We start from the raw sequence: 18807 nt of genomic DNA on the forward strand, positions 1-18807 counted from the left end.
ATTGCACGATGGTGTTAAAGAACCTGATCAAGGCGCGCAAGGGCCACGCGGATGCGCTGACGGACGACTCGCAACTGGCGGCAAGCGGACTGCTTCCGGGATTCGAGGCGCTGCCCACGAACGTGCTCGTTCTGGACATGCGCAATCTCAGGATCGCGTACGCGAACCCGTCGGCCGAAGCGATGCTGGAGATGTCGCGCAAGCAACTGACGCAGATGAACTGGCCCGAGCTGTTCGCGAATGCGGACGAGCTGGCGACCACGATCGCGTCGATCGCGGAGAACCGCTTCAACGCGACGCGGCTCGACGCGGTGCTCGAACGTCAAAGCCGCGAGCCGGTGCATGTGCACGCCATTGTCGGCTATCTCGAAGCGGCGTCGGAGTACGTGCTGCTCGAACTCTTCGAGAACGAGCGCCATCTGCGCACCGATCGCGAAGAGCGCATCCACGATCTCACTGCCGTCAACAAGCAGCTGATCCGCAATCTCGCGCACGAGATCAAGAACCCGCTCGGCGGCATCCGGGGCGCCGCGCAGTTGCTGGAGTTCGAGCTCGGCGCACGCGAACGCGACGAACTGCGCGAGTACACGCAGGTCATCATCAAGGAGTCGGATCGCCTGCAGACGCTCGTCGATCGCTTGCTGGAGCCGCACCGGCATCCGCATATCGTCGGCGATGTGAACATCCACGAAGTATGCGAGCGCGTGCGGGCCGTGATCCTCGCGGAGTTCCCGCGCGGCCTCACGATCGAGCGCGACTACGACGTGAGCGTGCCCGACCTGCGCGGCGACAAGGAGCAACTGATTCAGGCGCTCCTCAACGTCGTGCGCAACGCAGCCGAAGCGCTGAAGGAGCGCATTTCTCAGGGCGATGCGCGGATCGAACTGCGCACGCGTATCGCGCGCAAGGTGACGATCGGCAAAAAGCTGCACAAACTGGCATTGGACTTGCATATCACTGACAACGGTCCCGGCATCCCCAGCGAAATCCGCGACCGGATCTTCTTCCCGCTCGTATCGGGCAGGGAAGACGGCAGCGGACTCGGTCTCACGCTCGCGCAGTCGTTCGTGCATCAGCACGATGGCTTGATCGAAGTCGAGAGCCGGCCGGGTTGCACCGAATTCGCCATCTTGTTGCCGTTTGAGAATTGATCACGATCGACCAGCGACGTCACGCGAAGCACGTGACACATCAGGCATCGAAGCCTGACCGTTTCGACGGGCTCACACCGAACCATACGAAGACTTCTCGCCGAACGATATGAAGCCGATCTGGATAGTAGACGACGACCAATCCATCCGCTGGGTGCTGGAAAAGGCGCTGGCCCGAGAAAACTTCACGACGCGCAGTTTCTCCGGTGTGCGCGATGCGCTCGCCGCGCTCGAAGGAGAAAGCCCGCAAGTGCTCGTCTCCGACATCCGCATGCCGGGCGGCTCCGGGCTGGAGCTGCTGCAGACCGTGCGCGACCGCCTGCCGGGTCTGCCCGTCATCATCATGACGGCGTTCTCGGATCTGGATAGCGCCGTGGCCGCATTCCAGGGCGGCGCGTTCGAATATCTCGCCAAGCCCTTCGATGTCGACAAGGCCGTCGAGCTGATCCGCCGCGCCGTCGACGAAAGCATGCGCGGCGAGGCGGCCGTCGACGAGCGGGTGACGGAAACGCCCGAGATGCTCGGCCAGGCGCCCGCGATGCAGGATATGTTCCGCGCGATCGGCCGCTTGTCGCATTCGGCGGCGACCGTGCTCATCACGGGCGAATCAGGCACCGGAAAGGAGCTTGTCGCGCGCGCTTTGCACCGACATAGCCCACGCGCGAACGGACCGTTCATCGCACTGAACACGGCGGCGATTCCGAAGGATCTGCTGGAGTCCGAACTGTTCGGCCACGAGCGCGGCGCATTCACGGGCGCGCAGGCGATGCGCCAGGGCCGCTTCGAGCAGGCCGAGAACGGCACGCTCTTTCTCGATGAAATCGGCGACATGCCGTTCGACCTTCAGACGCGCCTGTTGCGCGTGCTGTCGGACGGACAGTTCTATCGGGTGGGCGGGCACAATCCGCTGAAGGCGAACGTGCGGGTGATCGCGGCGACGCACCAGAATCTCGATGCGCGCGTGCGGCAGGGCTTGTTCCGCGAAGACTTGTATCACCGCCTGAACGTGATTCGCCTGCGTCTGCCGGCACTGCGCGAGCGCAGCGAGGATATTCCGCTGCTCACGCGCCATTTCCTGCAAAAGAGTGCGCGGGATCTCGGCGTCGAGCCCAAGCGTGTGTCGGATGCGGCGCTCGCGTATCTCGCGTCGCTGCCGTTTCCCGGCAACGTGCGTCAGCTCGAGAACCTCTGCAACTGGCTCACGGTGATGGCGCCCGCGCAGGTGATCGAGCAGAAGGATCTGCCGCCCGATCTCACGCCGCGGCAAGATTATGCGCCGGAGGTCATTGCCGTTTCTTCCGATGGCGCGGTGGCGCCGGCGCCCGCTGCGCCGAACGGCGCGATCGCGTCGGCGCCGACGGTCGCGGGCGTCGCGACGAGCGTGTGGGAGAACGGCTTGCGCACCGAAGTCGCGCGCCTGTTGCGCGAAAATTCCGCCGACGTGATGGATGAACTCGCGCGCCGCTTCGAAGCCGCGGTGATCCGCGAGGCGCTGGATTTCACGCGCGGGCGCAAGGTCGAGGCGGCGGAGCGGCTGGGCATCGGCCGCAATACGATCACGCGCAAGATTCAGGAACTGCATCTCGACGCGTGAGCGGGGCTTGAACAGGGATCAGTCGATCGTCGCGATCACGGGCGCGTGGTCGGACGGCTGATCCCACTTGCGCGGCACCTTATCCACTTCACATGACGTGCAGCGCGCCGCGAGCTGTTCCGACAACAAAATGTGATCGATGCGCAGCCCCGCGTTGCGGCGGAACGCCATCATCCGGTAGTCCCACCACGTGAAGAGCTTCTCGGGCTGCTCGAACTTGCGGAAGGCATCGGTCAGGCCGAGCTCGACGAGCTGCGCGAAGTGCGCGCGCTCTTCGGGCGAGACGAGATTCTGTCCTTCCCAGGCCTTCGGATCGTGCACATCGCGGTCTTCCGGCGCGATGTTGTAATCGCCCAGTAGCGCAAGCTGCGGGTGACGCGCCATATCCTCGCGCAGCCATTCACGCAGCGCATCCAGCCAGCGCATCTTGTAGGCGAACTTCTCGGAGCCGGGCGCCTGACCGTTCGGGAAATAGGCCGAGACGATGCGCACGCCGTCGATCGTCGCGGCGATCACCCGTTGCTGCAAGTCCTCGAAACCGGGGATATTGCGCACCACGCTGATTTCATCCACTTCGAAGCCCGCGTCCGCTCGCACCAGAATGCCGACGCCGTTGTACGTCTTCTGTCCCGCGAACCAGCTCTTGTAGCCGGCGGCTTCGAGTTCGGCGCGAGGGAATTTCTCGTCGGGCATCTTCAGTTCCTGAAGGCACAGCACGTCGACGCCCGAGAGCGCGAGCCAGTCGATGACGTGTTGCTGGCGGACTTTGAGTGAGTTGACGTTCCAGGTGGCGATTTTCACGAGATTCAGAGAGGCTTTGTCAGTAAGGCTTTGAGGAGGGCGGGGCGCCTTGGGCGCGGGCTAGCTACCCACTTGGCTACCCATCCGTGCCCTGGTGGGCGATCGGGCGGGGTCGAGGGCGCCAGCCATTCTATCCGCGCTCACTTCCATTGGCACGACGAACGCCGACGGCACGCCTAATCTGAGCGCACCGCAGGGCCAGCTTGCCTCGAGCACAGCAGCGATCGTCGGCGCAAAAAACGACGACATCCTCGAGGTCGTGAACGGCGTCGATCCCGACACATCGGCCGGCCGGTTCCAGGACGGGATCGGGCGCATCTACTTCATCGAGCGTCACCCGGCGCTGCCGACCACAGTCATGGCGACCTGCTTGGGTCTCCCGGGCACGTCAATTCCTGTGGGTGCCCGAGCGCGGGCCACGGATGCAGCGCTACGGGGCCGATCGAGGTATGCCCCTCACCAACCAGGGGGCGTACCTGTTGACAAGCCAACAGAACGGCATCAACGCAACGATCGCGACCAGGGCGTAGATCACTCCCCACTTGAGTGTGTCCTGGACATGCCAATCAGTGATCTGCGCATTGTTCAACTGTCCGATGACAACGTTGATAAGTATTAAAACGTTGCCTTGGAACATGAAAAGCGTGAGGCTGTTCTCGCCTAGCCGCTTCAATACTCGGACGCGCGACAGCGCTTGCGCCAGCGAGATGCAGGCAACAATGCCTGCGGCTGATCCGGCAGCATAGAGGTACAGGTGTCGCCCGTAGCCGAGTCCGAGCATGTCGCTTCGGCTATTGAACTGCACCACGACCCATACCGCGAAGAATAAGAGCGCTGCGATACAAAACGAAGTGCGTCTTCGCAAACTCTCGACAACGGGCGACAGCGGCCGGCATAGGTAGCCAGCAATCATGAAGCAAACAGCCATCAATGCTGTATCGGAACTCCAGGGCCACCTAGGCAGGTGCATTGACCTTGCGATTGAGCTGTATTCGTAGGCGACGATCGAAAGAAAAACGACTGCTACTGCTAATGCCCGGGTAGTCCTTAGTCTTGTGAGAAGCTTGAAATACGCGAAGGTCACGAACAGGCACGGCAGGAACCAGTACGGTTTGTCGATTTTCAGCGCCGGGGCAGACGAGTACAGAAAACCCCATATCGCCTGCGCAGTCGTCGTCGGGTCGTCGATGAGCGCCTTTTCGTAAGACGTGAAAATCGCAAGCTGTATGAGGCACAACAGCAAGTAGGGAATCAGCAATGACTTGGCCTTGTCAGCCATTGAAAGCGAATTTGCATTGGCGACGAGAAACCCTGAAAGAAAGAAGAACAACGGCATGTGGAACGCGTACACGAACGCTCGACTCTCGTAGGAGAGCGGGCTGTGCCCGAGAACCACAAAGAAAATGCCGATTCCCTTAGCCGCGTCGATCCAATCCACTCTGCGCTTTGCCACTGCTCCCCCTGTTTTAGAGCGCGCATTTTACCAGTGACAAACCAGCCGCCCGCGAGGCGGCAAGCAGGTGCAGACCGGTCACACCAAGCCACCTTCGGGTGGCTTTTTCTTTTGAGGTTACGACCGTCTTCCGGCCGTCCTGCGGCAGGCGATGCAGCCTCGGGCGACGACTAGTCGGCTGGTGCAGCAACGGCCGCATCGACCTTTCGCGTTGATGGCAGCAGAGCCCTCCACTCCTTGACCGCCCCAAACTCGATGTATCGATACGACAGCCAGGACACGAGATATACGAGACCGAGGTAGCCGAGAAACGTGGGCGCAGTGTAGGCCAGCTCGACCGTGCGCACGCATTTCGCAAGCAGTACACGAAGAGCAAGGCCGTGCTCGCGGCCGATGGTCTCGTCGATCTCGCCGAGCAACTTACGCAACTCGTCCTCGGATAGCATGACGCGTGATCTGACCGGCGGACGCGGGCCCATGATCGACTTCTGCGTGATGCCGACGCACGGATTGACGTCGATCATCCGCTTCCGTGAGGCGTGCGCAAACAGTTGCGTCGATGTCGTGAGGATGCGTTTGCAGACGGTCCACGATCGCTTGCTGCGTTCCAGCATGTGCATGATGTCAGCCGGCGTGACCTTGCGAACTTCCATCGAGCCGAGCTTCGGGCGAAGCACGTTTTCCAGATCCCACTTTCGGTAATAGATCGTCCCGTCAGCGAGAGGCGCTTTCAGCGTCTTGTCTTTGAAGTCATCGATCAGATCCGAGACGTTCCACGCGGCAATCGACCGGACCTTTTCGGCGCGCTTCCCAGCGGCTGGATCGTGCCCGGCATCTACTGCGGCGCGATGCGTGCGCGCGGCCTTTGTGTCGTGACGACAGCCTGTTTACGCGATTTTTACGCCCCGATTCCCACCTTTGTCGCGCCCTTTACGTCCATTTCCTTAATCTCGACCCTGTCCTGAACCACACAAGGGGAGAACACGACATGGACCTGCTTTACCTCGCCGGCATCGTCCTTTTTTGGGGACTATGCGTGGCGCTCGCGGGCGGCTGCGAGCGATTGCGCCGCCGCGTGCCCGGAGGCCGCTCATGAACGCCTGGATGATGTGGCTCGCGGCAGCCTCGACGCTGCTGCTTCTCGTGTACCTCGTGTACGCGCTCCTGCGTGCGGAGGATCTCGAATGAACGCCAATACCTTCGTGCAGACGGCGATCTTCATCGTCGTACTCATCGCGCTCGCGATTCCGCTCGGGCGTTACATGGCGGGCGTGCTCGACGGCACGTCGATCGTCGTGCGCAGAATCGGCCGCCCGCTCGAATCGATGCTCTACCGCATCGCCGGCGTCGACCCCGATGCCGAGATGTCATGGAAGCATTACGCGCTTGCCGTGCTGCTCTTCAATGTCCTCGGCGCGCTCGTGTTGTACGCGTTGCTGCGCCTGCAAGGCATGCTGCCGCTCAATCCGCAATCCATGAGCGGCATGACGCCCGATGCCGCGTTCAACACCGCCGTCAGCTTCGTGACCAACACGAACTGGCAGGACTACGGCGGCGAAAGCACGCTCGGCTATCTCGCGCAGATGTTCGGCCTTACCGTGCAGAACTTCCTGTCGGCGGCGACGGGCATCGCGGTCGTCGTCGCGCTGATTCGCGGCTTCAAGCGGCACTCGGCGCAGACCATCGGCAACTTCTGGGTGGATCTCACGCGCACGACGCTGTACATCGTCGCGCCGCTCGCCGTCGTCTTCGCGCTCGTCTTCGTGAGCCAGGGCGCGATCCAGAACTTCAAGGCGTCTCAGGACGTGCCGACGCTTCAGGTCACGCGTTATCAGATGCAATCGACTGACGCGCAGGGCAAGTCCGTCACGCAAACGCTCACGGCCGACAAGCAGACGTTGCCGATGGGCCCGGTCGCGTCGCAGGAAGCGATCAAGATGCTCGGCACCAACGGCGGCGGCTTCTTCAACGCCAACTCCGCGCATCCGTACGAGAACCCGACGCCATTCTCGAACTTCATGCAGATGCTCGCGATGCTGATCATCCCGGCGGCGCTGTGCGTCGTGTTCGGCCGCACGGTCGGCGACGGCCGGCAAGGCTATGCCGTGCTCGCCGCGATGACCATCGCGTTCGCGGCCGCGTGCGTCGGCGAGATTTCGGCGGAGCAGGCGGGCAATCCGCTCTACGCGTCGTTGCACGTCGATACGCGCGCCTTCGCATCGCAGGCGGGCGGCAACATGGAAGGCAAGGAAACGCGCTTCGGCATTGCGCAATCGGGCATCTTCACGGTCGCGACCACGGCGGCGTCGTGCGGCGCGGTTGCGAACATGCACGATTCACTGACGCCATTGGGCGGCCTCGTGCCGATGCTGCTGATCCAGCTCGGCGAAGTGATCTTCGGCGGCGTCGGCTCTGGGCTCTACGGCATGCTTGTCTTCGCGCTGCTCGCGGTTTTCGTCGCGGGGCTGATGATCGGACGCACGCCGGAATACGTCGGCAAGAAGATCGAGTCGTTCGAGATGAAGATGGTGTCGATCGCGATCCTGCTCACACCGCTGATCGTGCTCGTGGGCACGTCGATCGCCGTGCTCACGGCGTCGGGCACCGCGGGTATCGCGAATCCCGGCGCGCATGGCTTCTCCGAAATCCTCTATGCGTTCAGCTCCGCCGCCAACAACAACGGCAGCGCGTTCGCGGGCCTTTCGGTGAACACGCCGTTCTATAACTCGATGCTCGCCATCGCGATGTGGTTCGGCCGCTTCGGCTCGATCGTGCCCGTGCTCGCCATCGCGGGCTCGCTCGCGGCGAAGAAACGTCTTGCCGTGACCGCCGGCACGCTGCCGACGCACGGTCCGCTCTTCGTGGTGCTGCTGCTCGGCACGCTGCTGCTCGTCGGCGCGCTCACGTATGTGCCGGCGCTCGCGCTCGGTCCCATCGTCGAGCATCTCACCATGATCACAGGCCACTGAATTCGGGAACAGCATGACTCAATCCAATCAACCTCCGCTGCATCGCCCGGAGAATCTCGGGCAGGCACGCACGGCGGCGCGCTCGATGTTCGACCCGGCGCTCGTGAAGCCCGCGATCGTCGATGCGTTCAGGAAGCTCGGGCCGCGCACGCAATTGCGCAATCCGGTGATGTTCTGCGTCTACGTCGGCAGCATCCTGACGACGGTCCTCTTCATTGCCGCGCTCGCCGGCCAGGCCGAAGCGCCTGCCGGTTTCATTCTCGCGATCGCACTGTGGCTCTGGTTCACCGTGCTCTTCGCGAACTTCGCCGAAGCGCTCGCGGAAGGGCGCTCGAAGGCGCAGGCCGCGTCGTTGCGCAGCGCGAAGCACAACGTGATGGCGAAGAAGCTCAACGAGCCGCATCCGAAGTCGCCGATCCGCATCACGACGTCGACCGATCTGCGTAAAGGCGATGTCGTCCTCGTCGAAGCGGGCGATGTGATTCCCGCCGATGGCGAAGTGATCGAAGGCGTCGCATCCGTCGACGAATCGGCGATCACGGGCGAATCGGCGCCGGTGATCCGCGAGTCGGGCGGCGACTTCTCGTCGGTGACGGGGGGCACGCGCGTGCTCTCGGACTGGATCGTCGTGCGTGTGTCGGTGAATCCGGGCGAGGCGTTTCTGGATCGCATGATCGCGATGGTGGAGGGCGCCAAACGTCAGAAGACGCCGAACGAAATCGCGCTGACGATCCTGCTCGTCGCGTTGACGCTCGTGCTGCTCTTCGCCACGGCCACGCTGCTGCCGTTCTCGCTGTTCTCCGTGGAAGCGGCGAAGCAGGGCCACGTCGTGACGATCACCGCGCTCGTCGCGCTGCTCGTGTGTCTGATTCCGACGACGATCGGCGGGCTGCTTTCGGCGATCGGCGTCGCGGGCATGAGCCGCATGATGCAGGCGAACGTGATCGCCACGTCGGGCCGCGCGGTCGAGGCGGCGGGCGACGTCGACGTGCTGTTGCTCGACAAGACCGGCACGATCACGCTCGGCAATCGCCAGGCATCGACGTTCGTCGCGGCGCCAGGCATCGCCGAGCGCGATCTCGCCGATGCGGCGCAACTCGCATCGCTCGCCGATGAAACGCCGGAAGGCCGCAGCATCGTCGTGCTGGCGAAGCAGCGCTTCAATATCCGCGAGCGCGACATGGCGACACTGCACGCGACGTTCCTCGCGTTCACGGCGCAGACGCGCATGAGCGGCGTCGATCTTCAGAATCGCGAGATCCGCAAGGGCGCGGCCGATGCGGTGAAGAAGTACGTCGAAGAGCACGGCGGGCGCTTTGCGCAGGACGTGCAGAACGCCGTCGACGAGATCGCGCGTCGCGGCAGCACGCCGCTCGTGGTCGCCGAGCGCGTGAACGATACGACGCGTGCGCTCGGCGTGATCGAGTTGAAGGACATCGTGAAGGGCGGGATTCGCGAGCGGTTCGCGGAGCTGCGCAAGATGGGCATCAAGACGGTGATGGTGACGGGCGACAACCGCCTGACGGCCGCGGCGATCGCGGCGGAAGCGGGCGTCGACGACTTCCTGGCCGAGGCGACGCCCGAGGCCAAGCTCACGACGATCCGCGAACATCAGGCGCAGGGGCGGCTCGTCGCGATGACCGGCGACGGCACCAACGACGCGCCCGCGCTCGCGCAGGCCGACGTCGCGGTGGCGATGAACACCGGCACGCAGGCCGCGAAGGAAGCGGGCAACATGGTCGACCTCGATTCGAATCCGACGAAGCTGATCGAGATCGTCGAGATCGGTAAGCAGATGCTGATGACGCGCGGCTCGCTGACGACGTTTTCCATCGCGAATGATGTCGCCAAGTACTTCGCGATCATCCCGGCCGCGTTCGCGACGACGTATCCGCAGTTGCGCGTGCTGGATGTCATGCATCTGGCTTCGCCTGCGTCGGCGATCTTGTCGGCGGTGATCTTCAACGCGCTGATCATCGTGTTTCTGATTCCGCTGGCGCTCAAGGGCGTGAAGTATCGCGCGCTCGGTGCGGCTTCGTTGTTGCGACGGAACCTGCTGATCTACGGCCTAGGCGGAATTCTGTTGCCGTTTCCGTTCATCAAGCTGATCGATATGACGATCGCCGCGCTGGGCTGGAGTTGACCGCATCTTTTATCGAGGCATGTACATCATGAAGAGCTTTTTGCGTCCCATGCTGGTGTTGTTCGTCGCGTTGAGCGTCGTGACGGGCGTGGTGTATCCGGCGGTCGTGACCGCGATCGGACAGGCGGCGTTTTCGCATCAGGCCAATGGCAGTCTGATCGAGCGCGATGGCAAGGTGATCGGCTCGGCGATCATCGGACAGCAGTTCGATGCGCCTGGGTATTTCTGGGGCCGTTTGTCGGCGACGACGCCGAATCCGTATAACGCCGGGAATTCCGGCGGCTCGAATCTCGGGCCGACGAATCCCGCGCTCGCCGATGAGGTCAAGGCGCGGATCGCCGCGTTGCATGAGCTCGATCCGGGCAATCGGGCTGCCGTGCCTGTCGATCTCGTGACTTCGTCGGGGAGCGGGCTCGATCCGGATATCAGTCCTGCTGCCGCGGCTTATCAGGTTCCTCGCGTTGCGAAGGAGCGCGGGATGTCGGTGGCGGAGGTCGAGGCGATTGTCGCTCGGGCCACGAGCGGGCGGCAGTTTGGTTTGCTCGGAGAGCCCAGGGTGAATGTGCTTAAATTGAATCTTGATTTGGATGAGAAGCACGTGGGGCGGTAGGGGTTTTTTTTTGCCGGATCCCGTTTTGTTTTTGGTTTATTAGCACTGCCCCTGTGCGGGGCGGCAGTCACTTTCTTTGCTGCTGCAAAGAAAGTAACCAAAGAAAGCAGCTTGTTAGGCCCGCGGTCACACGCAGTTTGGCCATGCTTGCCAGGCGATCGTGGGCTGCCTAAGTGTCGCCCTCACAAGACTAATCGGGCTTGGATCGCACACGGTCTGACAAGCTAGTTGTTCAAGCGCGCTGGTTCAGCACAAAATGGCGCCGGCACAGCGCTACGCGCTGCCGCAGGGTATGCAAGGGACAACATCGGTCTGACTTGCAGTGAGATGGAGGCGTTAGTAAAGAAGGTTCGGCAAACCCGATTGACCGGTCGGCCGCGAAGCGGGCTGGAGCCATTTGGCGCTGAGCCAGTGAGTGAAGCGGTGCGAGGCGACAGACCGTGCGCGAGCCAAGCCCGGTTGGGCCTATGAGGGAGACACTTAGGCAGCCCACGATGGGCTGGCAAGCATGGCCAAACTGCGTGTGACCGCGGGCGTCTCGAGCTGCTTTCTTTGGTTACTTTCTTTGCAGCAGCAAAGAAAGTGACTGCCGCCCCGCACAGGGGCAGAGCCAATCGACCGACACGAACACAGGATTCCATAGAAGCCCGAGCAAACCGAAGCAAACCAAAGCAAAGCGAAGCAAAAAACCAGAACCATGCCCCGCCCAACCCCCGACGAACTCCTCGACAAACTCCACCGCGACGAAGAAAAACGCCAGCGCGGAAGGCTGAAGATCTTCTTCGGCGCCTCAGCCGGCGTAGGCAAAACCTTCGCGATGCTCCAGGCCGCGCGCCGCCGCCGCGACGAGAACGTGGAAGTCGTCGTCGGCGTGGTCGAAACGCATGGCCGCAAGGAAACCCTCGCCCTGCTCGAAGGGCTCGAAACATTCCCGCCTGCGCGCATCGAGTACCGCGGCCGTCTGCTCGCCGAATTCGACCTCGACGCAGCCCTGGCAAGAAAGCCCCAACTCATCCTCGTCGACGAACTCGCACATTCGAACGTGCAAGGCTCGCGCCACATGAAGCGCTGGCAGGACGTGCAGGAACTGCTCGACGCGGGCATCGACGTCTACACGACCGTCAACGTCCAGCACCTCGAAAGCCTGAACGACATCGTGGGCCGCATCACCGGCATTCGCGTCTGGGAGACCGTGCCCGACCGCATCTTCGATCTCGCCGATGAAGTCACGCTCGTCGATCTTCCGCCCGAAGAACTGCTCGACCGTCTGCGCGAAGGCAAGGTCTATCTGCCGCAGCAAGCCGAGCACGCGGTGCGCAACTTCTTTCGCAAAGGCAACCTGATCGCGCTGCGCGAGCTCGCGTTGCGCCGCACGGCGGACCGCGTCGATGCGCAGATGCGCGAATATCGCGCCGATCAGTCGATCGAACGCATCTGGCGCGCGCGCGAGCGGCTCATCGCGTGCGTCGGGCCGGGACCGGAAAGCGCGACGCTCGTGCGCGCGGCGGCGCGGCTCGCCGCTGCGCTCAAGGCCGACTGGCTCGCCGTCTACGTCGAAACGCCGAAGCTGCAACGCCTGTCCGACGACATCCGCCGCCGCACGCTCGATGCGCTCAAGCTCGCCTCCGAACTCGGCGCGGAAACGGTGACGCTCGACGGCGCCGATGCCGCCGCGACGCTCATCGACTATGCGCACATGCGCAACGTGTCGAAGCTCGTCGCGGGCGCATCGGCGAGTGAAGGATGGCGGCGCGTGTTCGCGCGGCCGGTCAGCGAGCGCATCATCCGGCAGGGCTCGGATATCGACGTGACGCTCGTTTCGACCGGCGCCCGCGACGAGCGACGCCGCACGCTCGCGCAGGCGTTCGGCATCTGGCGCGACGGCGCGCACTCGCCGCCGCGCGCCTATGTCGTCGCGCTCGCGATCGGCGGCGCCATCACGCTCGTCGCCGACATGCTGGCCGCGCATCGGTTCGCGCTCACGAATCTCGTGATGCTGTACCTGCTCGGCGTGATCTTCGCAGCGGTGCGCCTCGGGCGCGGGCCGGGCGTGATGCTGTCGTTCCTTTCCGTCGCCGCGTTCGATTTTTTCTTCGTGCCGCCCGAGCTGTCTTTCTCCGTGACGGACACGCAGTATCTGCTGACCTTCATCGTGATGCTGCTGACCTCGCTCACGATCAGCCATCTGACGTCGAGCCTGCGGCGCGAGGCGCGCATCGCGTCGCAGCGCGAACGCCGCACCGGCGCAATGTACGCGATGACCAGGGAACTCGGCGCCGCATTGATGACCGAGCAGATCATCGAAATCGGCACGCGTCACGTCGCGGAGGTGTTTCAGTCGAAGGTCGCGATGCTGTTGCCCGACGCCGCCGAAAAAGTGCGGCAGAAAGTGGGCGAGCCGAATCCGGATGTAACGCTCGACGCCGCGCGTCTCGATCTCGACATCGCGCAATGGGTCTACGACCAGCAGAAGCCCGCGGGCCGCGGCACCGAAACCTTGCCCGCGAGTCAGGCGCTCTATCTGCCGCTGAAAGCGCCGATGCGCACGCGCGGCGTGCTCGCGCTTGCGACCGAGCGCGAGGCCGAACTCGCGGTGCCCGAGCAGCGCCGCATGATCGAGACGTTCGCGTCGCAGATCGCGCTCGCGCTGGAGCGTGTGCATTACGTCGAGATCGCGCAGGACGCGCTCGTCAACATGGAATCGGAGCGCTTGCGCAACTCGCTCCTGTCCGCGATCTCGCACGATCTGCGCACGCCGCTCACCTCGATCGTCGGCTTCGCTTCGGTGCTGGAGGAACGGGCGCGCGAAGCCGGAGGCGGCGCGGATGAGGCGCAGGAACTCGTGCACGCGATCCACGAGGAAGCGCTGCGCATGAGCGGGCTCGTGACGAATCTGCTCGACATGGCGCGCCTGCAAGCGGGCGCGATTCGCCTGAACCGCCAATGGTCGATGCTCGAGGAGACCGTGGGCGCGGCGCTCGCGACCTCGCGCCGCGTGCTCGCAAGACGCGCCGTGCAAGTGCGCGTGCCCGCCGATCTGCCGCTTCTGCAGCTCGACGCGGTGCTGATGGAGCGTCTCTTCGCGAATCTGCTGGAAAACGCCGCGAAGTACACGCCGCCGGGGACACCGATACACATCAGCGCCGCGCTGGAGCACGACGGCGATGCGCGCTTCGTGCGGGTGTGCATCGACGATGAAGGCCCGGGGGTGCCGTCCGGCATGCAGACCCGTCTCTTCGACAAGTTCACGCGCGGCGAGAAGGAATCGGCGCAGCCGGGCATCGGGCTCGGTCTCGCGATCTGCCGCGCGATCGTCGAGGCGCATGGCGGGCAGATCGGGGCGGGAAATCGTGAGGACGCGAACGGACGCATACAGGGCGCGCGCTTCTGGTTCACGCTGCCGGCCGACGATGCGCCGCCGGAAGACGTGCCGCCCGATGAAGATATCGAATCGAAGGCGGCGACGCCGGGAGCGGGCGATGCCTGATGCGGCCGTATCGGTCGTCGTCATCGAGGACGATCCGCAGATTCGCCGCTTCGTGCGCGCGACGCTGCATGCGCACGGCATGACGGCGATCGAAGCCGATACGGCCGCGGCCGGCCTGCGCGAAGCCGCGACGCGCAAGCCCGATCTGATCGTGATCGATCTCGGCTTGCCGGACGCGGACGGCATCGACGTGATCCGCGAGCTGCGCGGCTGGACGCGCACGCCGGTGATCGTGCTCTCGGCGCGCACGAGCGAGCAAACGAAAGTCGCCGCGCTCGATGCGGGCGCCGACGACTATCTGACCAAGCCCTTCGGCGTGCCCGAACTGCTCGCGCGCATGCGTGCGCAGTTGCGGCGCAACGCGCAGGCGCAGGACGAGACGCCGATGATTCGCTTCGGCGATATCGCCGTCGATCTGGGCAAGCGGCTCGTGACGCGGGAAGGGCAGCCGGTGCGCCTCACGCCGATCGAATACAGGCTCCTGACTGTGCTGATGCGTCACGCGGGCTGCGTGCTCACGCATCGGCAGTTGTTGCGCGAAGTGTGGGGACCGGAACACGTCGGGAACGCGCATTACCTGCGCGTCTACATGGGGCATTTGCGGCAGAAGCTCGAGCGCGACCCCGCGCAGCCCGTGCATATCGTGACGGAGACGGGCGTCGGATATCGGCTCGCGGGCATCGGATAGCGCGGCGAATTATGATGTCGTCTCAACGCAAACCTGCCGACAGTCGATGAGCCAACCGACCCTGAACGGGCAACGCGTGCAGCTTCGCCCGCTGCAACGCGATGACCGTGCCGCCTTGCTCGATGCCGCCGCCGATGGCGAGCTCTGGAATCTGAACGTGACGGTCGTGCCGAATGAGGACACGATCGACCGCTACCTCGACACCGCGCTCGCGGGTCGCGATGCCGGCACGGTGATGCCCTTCGTAATCGTGCAGGCCGATGGCGGGCGCGTCCTCGGGAGCACGCGTTACTGGAAGATCGATCGCGCGAACCGCAAGCTCGAAATCGGCCATACGTGGCTCGCGGCATCGACGCAGCGCACCGGCATCAACACGGAAGCGAAATATCTGCTGCTCGCGCACGCGTTCGAAGCGATGAACTGCGTGCGCGTGCAATTCTCCACCGACGAGCTCAACGAGACATCGCGGGCGGCGATACTCGGCATTGGCGCGAAACAGGAAGGCATCGTGCGGCACGAGCGCATCATGCCCGATGGCCGCAAGCGCAACTCGGTGCGCTTTTCGATCATCGACGACGAATGGCCCGGCGTCAAAGCGATGCTTCTCGCGAAGCTCAGGCGTCGAGCGTAGCGGTCGCCTTCAATGTCTTCACGCGCGCTTTCATGAACGCGACGAAGCCGTGCGTGACGGTATCGTCGCGTTCGGCCTGCCATGCAAGGCCGACGCGCCATCGCGCGGCCTGATCGCGCAAGGTCAGCACGCGTGCATCGCGCAGCAGGTATCGCGCACGCGATGGCAGGAACGCGGCGCCCACGCCGCCCGCCACGGATGCGAGGACGGATTGAATGTCGTCCGCTTCCTGAATCACGCGCGGCACGAAGCCGTGCCCGGCGCACCAGCGATCGATCTGCGCGGCGAGACCCGGCCCGCGCGTGCGCGATAGCGCGATGAATCCCGGCTCGTTCAGTTCGTTCAGGTCCACGGGCAGACGTTTGTAGCGCGTGTGCTCGGGCACGGCGAGCGCGAGCGTTTCATCGAGTACGGTGAAGCCCGAAAGCCCGGCGTTAGCGGGCATGCGCATGAATCCCACATCGAGCTTGTTCGCGAGGATGCGGCGCGTCTGCTCGTGGGACGAAAGATCGTGCAGCGTGATGCTCACGCCCGGATTGAGCGCGCCGAACTCCGCGATCAGCTTCGGCACATGCGTAAGCGTCGACAGGCACAAGCCGACGCGCAGAAACCCGCGCGCACCGCTCGCGGCTTCGCGTGCGCGCACGAGCACGGCGTCGGCATCGCGCACCAGCGCTTGCGCATCGGCGATGAAGCCGGCGCCGAACGCCGTCAGATCCGCGCCGTGGCGCCCGCGTTCGAACAGACGCGCGCCGAGGCTCGCTTCGAGCGCGGCGACCTGCTTGCTGAGCGCGGGCTGGCTGAGGTGCAGGGCTTCGGCAGCGCGGCCGAAATGGCGCAGTTCGGCGATGGTGAGGAAGGCGCGCAGGAGTTTCAGTTCCATCGGATATTCGATTCCTTCTGGCGATCGAATCGATCGAAACATTCATTTTACTTATCGATGTGCGAGCGGTTCAATGAGGCCATCTACTCGATTGTTCCGGAGCCTCGCTTGGATGCCACTTCGTTTCGCATCGCCGTGACTGCGCTCGATTCACAGCATGGCGATGCCGCGCGCCATCGTGCGCTGATCGCCGACGCCGCATTTCAGAAGGTACAGCTGGTGGTGTTCCCGCAATTGAGCATCGGCGTACCGGACGACGCATCGCGTGCCGAATCGTTCGATGGCCCTTCGATCCGCGCGATCGCCGCCGCCGTCGACGATACCGGCGTCGCGGCGGGCGTCGGCTGGATCGAGCGCACCGAAGACGGGCGCCTTTACGACAGCTATGCGATGCTCTTTCCGGGCGGCGCGCACGTGCGCCATCGCAAGCTGCATGCGTCGCATCGCGGGTTGCATAGCGGTGAGCGCTTCACCGTGTTCGATGCGCCCTTCTGCGCACGCATCGGCATTCTGATCGGCGATGACAACGACGTCGTCGAAAACGTGCGAATGACCGCGCTCCTTGGCGCGACGCTTCTCATCGCACCGATGCGCGGCGATCGAACGCATCGCGGGATGCTCGCCGCGCGCGCCGCCGACAACGGCATGTTCATCGCGTGCAGCCACACGTCGGGCGACGAGGCGCTGATCGCCGGCCCGGACGGCCGCGTGCTCGCTCGTCGTGCGTCGGGCAATGACCATCTCGTCGTCGCGGACGTGCGGCCATCGTTGGCCGAGGCGAGTGCAGGGCGCAAGGCGCTGGCCGCGCGCCGTCCTGATCTTTATGAACCGCTCGCGCGCCAGGGCAACGCCTATCCGCTCGCGATCGAACCGGAACGCGCCATGCCGCGCGGTTCGCTGTCGCTCAGTTTCGCTGTGGTCGGACGCCATCGCGTGATGCGCTGAATCGAACGCGCACGGCTTTTCTGTCCCGATACAATCGGACGAACACATCGGACGAACGGCCTGACGGAGGTTTCGCACATGGATTTGATCATTCGCCGCGCATCGCTCGCGAACTCGCGCGGGCTTAACGATATCGGCATGGAAGCGGGGCGTATTGCCGCGATCGAGCCGCATCTGGCGGCCACCGCGCGAGAGGAAATCGATGCGAACGGCTCGCTCGTCACCGCGCCTTTCGTCGATGCGCACTTCCACATGGACGCGACGCTTTCCTATGGATTGCCGCGCGTGAATGCGTCGGGCACCCTGCTCGAAGGCATTGCGCTGTGGGGCGAGCTGAAGCCCGAGCTCACGCAGGAAGCGCTCGTCGAGCGCGCGTTGCAGTACTGCGACTGGGCCGTGGCGCGCGGGCTGCTCGCGATCCGTTCTCACGTCGATGTCTGCGATCCGCGCCTCCTGGCCGTGGAAGCGCTCGTCGAAGTCAAGCGTCGCGTGAAACCGTATCTCGATCTGCAACTCGTCGCGTTTCCGCAAGACGGCGTATTGCGCAGCGCGGGCGCGTTCGACAACCTGAAGCGCGCGATCGCGATGGGCGTCGATGTCGTCGGCGGCATTCCGCACTTCGAGCGCACGATGGCCGACGGCGCGGCATCGGTGAAGCTCCTGTGCGAATACGCGGCGGAGCAGGGCTTGCGCGTCGACATGCACTGCGACGAATCCGACGATCCGATGTCGCGCCACATCGAAACGCTGGCGGCGCAAACGCATCGGCTCGGACTGCACGGCCGCGTGACCGGCTCGCATCTCACGTCGATGCATTCGATGGACAACTACTACGTCAGCAAGCTCATTCCGTTGATGCGCGAGGCGGGCGTCGCGGCGATCGCAAATCCGCTCATCAACATCACGCTGCAAGGGCGCTCGGATACGTATCCGAAGCGACGGGGCATGACGCGCGTGCCCGAACTGATGGCGGGCGGCATCACGGTCGCGTTCGGCCATGACTGCGTGATGGACCCGTGGTACAGCCTCGGCTCCGGCGACATGCTCGAAGTCGCGCACATGGGTCTGCACGTCGCGCAGATGACCGGCGTCGATGCGATGCGCGCCTGCTTCGATGCGGTGACGAAGCATCCCGCGCGCATTCTCGGGCTGGAAGGTTACGGCATCGAAACCGGATGCAACGCGGATTGCGTCGTGCTCGACGCGCGCGATCCTATCGAAGCGATACGCCTGCGGGCGGCGCGCACGGCCGTCGTGCGACGAGGCAAGGTGATCAGCCGAAGCCCTGCCGTTCGCGCGTCGCTGGCGCTGGAAGGGCGGCCATCGGAGATCGATTTCAGGATCGACAGGCGATAAAAAACCCCGGTCCCTGGATTGAACTGCACCCCAAAAGTTGGACAACCGTCCAACGACTTGGGGTGTTTTTTATGAGCAAGCACAGCGCGCAATTTA

15 protein-coding genes are annotated in these 18807 nt (G+C 64.1%); 11 read left to right on the plus strand and 4 right to left on the minus strand.

Translation table 11 applies throughout. The features are described 5' to 3' along the window. Positions 1-8: 8 nt before the first annotated feature. On the plus strand, positions 9-1151 hold the full coding sequence (gene glnL, locus NCR38_RS04715) for a nitrogen regulation protein NR(II) (protein WP_061119873.1): 1143 nt from the start codon (positions 9-11) through the stop codon (positions 1149-1151). A gap of 109 nt (positions 1152-1260) precedes the next feature. Beyond that, positions 1261-2745, plus strand: coding sequence for a nitrogen regulation protein NR(I) (ntrC, locus tag NCR38_RS04720; protein ID WP_061119872.1), 1485 nt, complete (start codon positions 1261-1263; stop codon positions 2743-2745). A gap of 18 nt (positions 2746-2763) precedes the next feature. Here ntrC and xth read toward each other — a convergent pair whose 3' ends face one another. The 3 genes from xth to NCR38_RS04735 all read right to left on the minus strand — a co-directional run bounded on the left by xth (position 2764) and on the right by NCR38_RS04735 (position 5784). Then, positions 2764-3546, minus strand: a complete 783-nt coding sequence (gene xth / locus NCR38_RS04725; protein ID WP_250476511.1) for an exodeoxyribonuclease III — start codon at positions 3544-3546, stop codon at positions 2764-2766. 430 nt (positions 3547-3976) lie between these two features. Next, positions 3977-4999 carry an acyltransferase family protein gene (locus NCR38_RS04730; protein WP_061119869.1) on the minus strand — a complete coding sequence of 341 codons (1023 nt, stop codon included), beginning with the start codon at positions 4997-4999 and terminating at the stop codon, positions 3977-3979. 170 nt (positions 5000-5169) lie between these two features. After that, positions 5170-5784: a phage integrase central domain-containing protein gene (locus NCR38_RS04735; protein ID WP_409241421.1), complete on the minus strand. Its 615-nt coding sequence runs from the start codon at positions 5782-5784 to the stop codon at positions 5170-5172. 307 nt (positions 5785-6091) lie between these two features. On the opposite strand from NCR38_RS04735, the gene kdpF reads away from it, so the two are divergent. From kdpF to NCR38_RS04770, 7 genes are all read left to right on the plus strand, one after another. Beyond that, positions 6092-6187 carry a K(+)-transporting ATPase subunit F gene (gene kdpF, locus NCR38_RS04740; RefSeq protein ID WP_040049727.1) on the plus strand — a complete coding sequence of 32 codons (96 nt, stop codon included), beginning with the start codon at positions 6092-6094 and terminating at the stop codon, positions 6185-6187. After that, positions 6184-7968: a potassium-transporting ATPase subunit KdpA gene (kdpA, locus tag NCR38_RS04745; RefSeq protein ID WP_250476513.1), complete on the plus strand. Its 1785-nt coding sequence runs from the start codon at positions 6184-6186 to the stop codon at positions 7966-7968. Before kdpF ends, kdpA begins: the two co-directional genes overlap by 4 nt. Before the next feature lie 85 nt (positions 7969-8053). Beyond that, the gene (gene kdpB, locus NCR38_RS04750) at positions 8054-10111 is read left to right on the plus strand and encodes a potassium-transporting ATPase subunit KdpB (RefSeq protein ID WP_061119946.1); all 2058 of its coding nucleotides are present in this window, start codon (positions 8054-8056) and stop codon (positions 10109-10111) included. 28 nt (positions 10112-10139) lie between these two features. Further along, positions 10140-10721, plus strand: a complete 582-nt coding sequence (gene kdpC / locus NCR38_RS04755) for a potassium-transporting ATPase subunit KdpC (protein ID WP_061119945.1) — start codon at positions 10140-10142, stop codon at positions 10719-10721. 697 nt (positions 10722-11418) lie between these two features. Then, positions 11419-14208, plus strand: a complete 2790-nt coding sequence (locus tag NCR38_RS04760) for a sensor histidine kinase KdpD (RefSeq protein WP_061119866.1) — start codon at positions 11419-11421, stop codon at positions 14206-14208. Beyond that, the gene (gene kdpE, locus NCR38_RS04765) at positions 14201-14896 is read left to right on the plus strand and encodes a two-component system response regulator KdpE (protein ID WP_061119865.1); all 696 of its coding nucleotides are present in this window, start codon (positions 14201-14203) and stop codon (positions 14894-14896) included. Before NCR38_RS04760 ends, kdpE begins: the two co-directional genes overlap by 8 nt. A gap of 46 nt (positions 14897-14942) precedes the next feature. Beyond that, positions 14943-15527: a GNAT family N-acetyltransferase gene (locus NCR38_RS04770; protein ID WP_061119864.1), complete on the plus strand. Its 585-nt coding sequence runs from the start codon at positions 14943-14945 to the stop codon at positions 15525-15527. On the opposite strand, the gene NCR38_RS04775 is transcribed toward NCR38_RS04770, so the two are convergent. Then, positions 15511-16410, minus strand: a complete 900-nt coding sequence (locus NCR38_RS04775; protein ID WP_250476514.1) for a LysR family transcriptional regulator — start codon at positions 16408-16410, stop codon at positions 15511-15513. The two genes, NCR38_RS04770 and NCR38_RS04775, sit on opposite strands and share 17 nt — an antisense overlap. A gap of 108 nt (positions 16411-16518) precedes the next feature. Between NCR38_RS04775 and NCR38_RS04780 the strand changes: the two genes are divergently transcribed. Continuing rightward, on the plus strand, positions 16519-17355 hold the full coding sequence (locus NCR38_RS04780) for a nitrilase-related carbon-nitrogen hydrolase (RefSeq protein ID WP_061119944.1): 837 nt from the start codon (positions 16519-16521) through the stop codon (positions 17353-17355). 78 nt (positions 17356-17433) lie between these two features. Continuing rightward, complete coding sequence (locus NCR38_RS04785) at positions 17434-18711, plus strand: amidohydrolase family protein (RefSeq protein WP_061119862.1); 1278 nt, start codon at positions 17434-17436, stop codon at positions 18709-18711. The last annotated feature ends 96 nt before the right edge of the window (positions 18712-18807 follow it).

Origin of the sequence: Caballeronia sp. INML1 (assembly GCF_023631085.1) — a bacterium.
Classification (GTDB): Bacteria; Pseudomonadota; Gammaproteobacteria; order Burkholderiales; family Burkholderiaceae; genus Caballeronia; species Caballeronia turbans.

What these genes read in the sequence shown, in the direction of transcription:
- glnL (WP_061119873.1), top strand. Translation starts at nt 9, where the DNA reads ATGGTGTTAAAGAACCTGATCAAGGCGCGCAAGGGCCACGCGGATGCG.
- ntrC (WP_061119872.1), top strand. Translation starts at nt 1,261, where the DNA reads ATGAAGCCGATCTGGATAGTAGACGACGACCAATCCATCCGCTGGGTG.
- kdpF (WP_040049727.1), top strand. Translation starts at nt 6,092, where the DNA reads ATGAACGCCTGGATGATGTGGCTCGCGGCAGCCTCGACGCTGCTGCTT.
- kdpA (WP_250476513.1), top strand. Translation starts at nt 6,184, where the DNA reads ATGAACGCCAATACCTTCGTGCAGACGGCGATCTTCATCGTCGTACTC.
- kdpB (WP_061119946.1), top strand. Translation starts at nt 8,054, where the DNA reads ATGTTCGACCCGGCGCTCGTGAAGCCCGCGATCGTCGATGCGTTCAGG.
- kdpC (WP_061119945.1), top strand. Translation starts at nt 10,140, where the DNA reads ATGAAGAGCTTTTTGCGTCCCATGCTGGTGTTGTTCGTCGCGTTGAGC.
- NCR38_RS04760 (WP_061119866.1), top strand. Translation starts at nt 11,419, where the DNA reads ATGCCCCGCCCAACCCCCGACGAACTCCTCGACAAACTCCACCGCGAC.
- kdpE (WP_061119865.1), top strand. Translation starts at nt 14,201, where the DNA reads ATGCCTGATGCGGCCGTATCGGTCGTCGTCATCGAGGACGATCCGCAG.
- NCR38_RS04770 (WP_061119864.1), top strand. Translation starts at nt 14,943, where the DNA reads ATGAGCCAACCGACCCTGAACGGGCAACGCGTGCAGCTTCGCCCGCTG.
- NCR38_RS04775 (WP_250476514.1), bottom strand. Translation starts at nt 16,410, where the DNA reads ATGGAACTGAAACTCCTGCGCGCCTTCCTCACCATCGCCGAACTGCGC.
- NCR38_RS04785 (WP_061119862.1), top strand. Translation starts at nt 17,434, where the DNA reads ATGGATTTGATCATTCGCCGCGCATCGCTCGCGAACTCGCGCGGGCTT.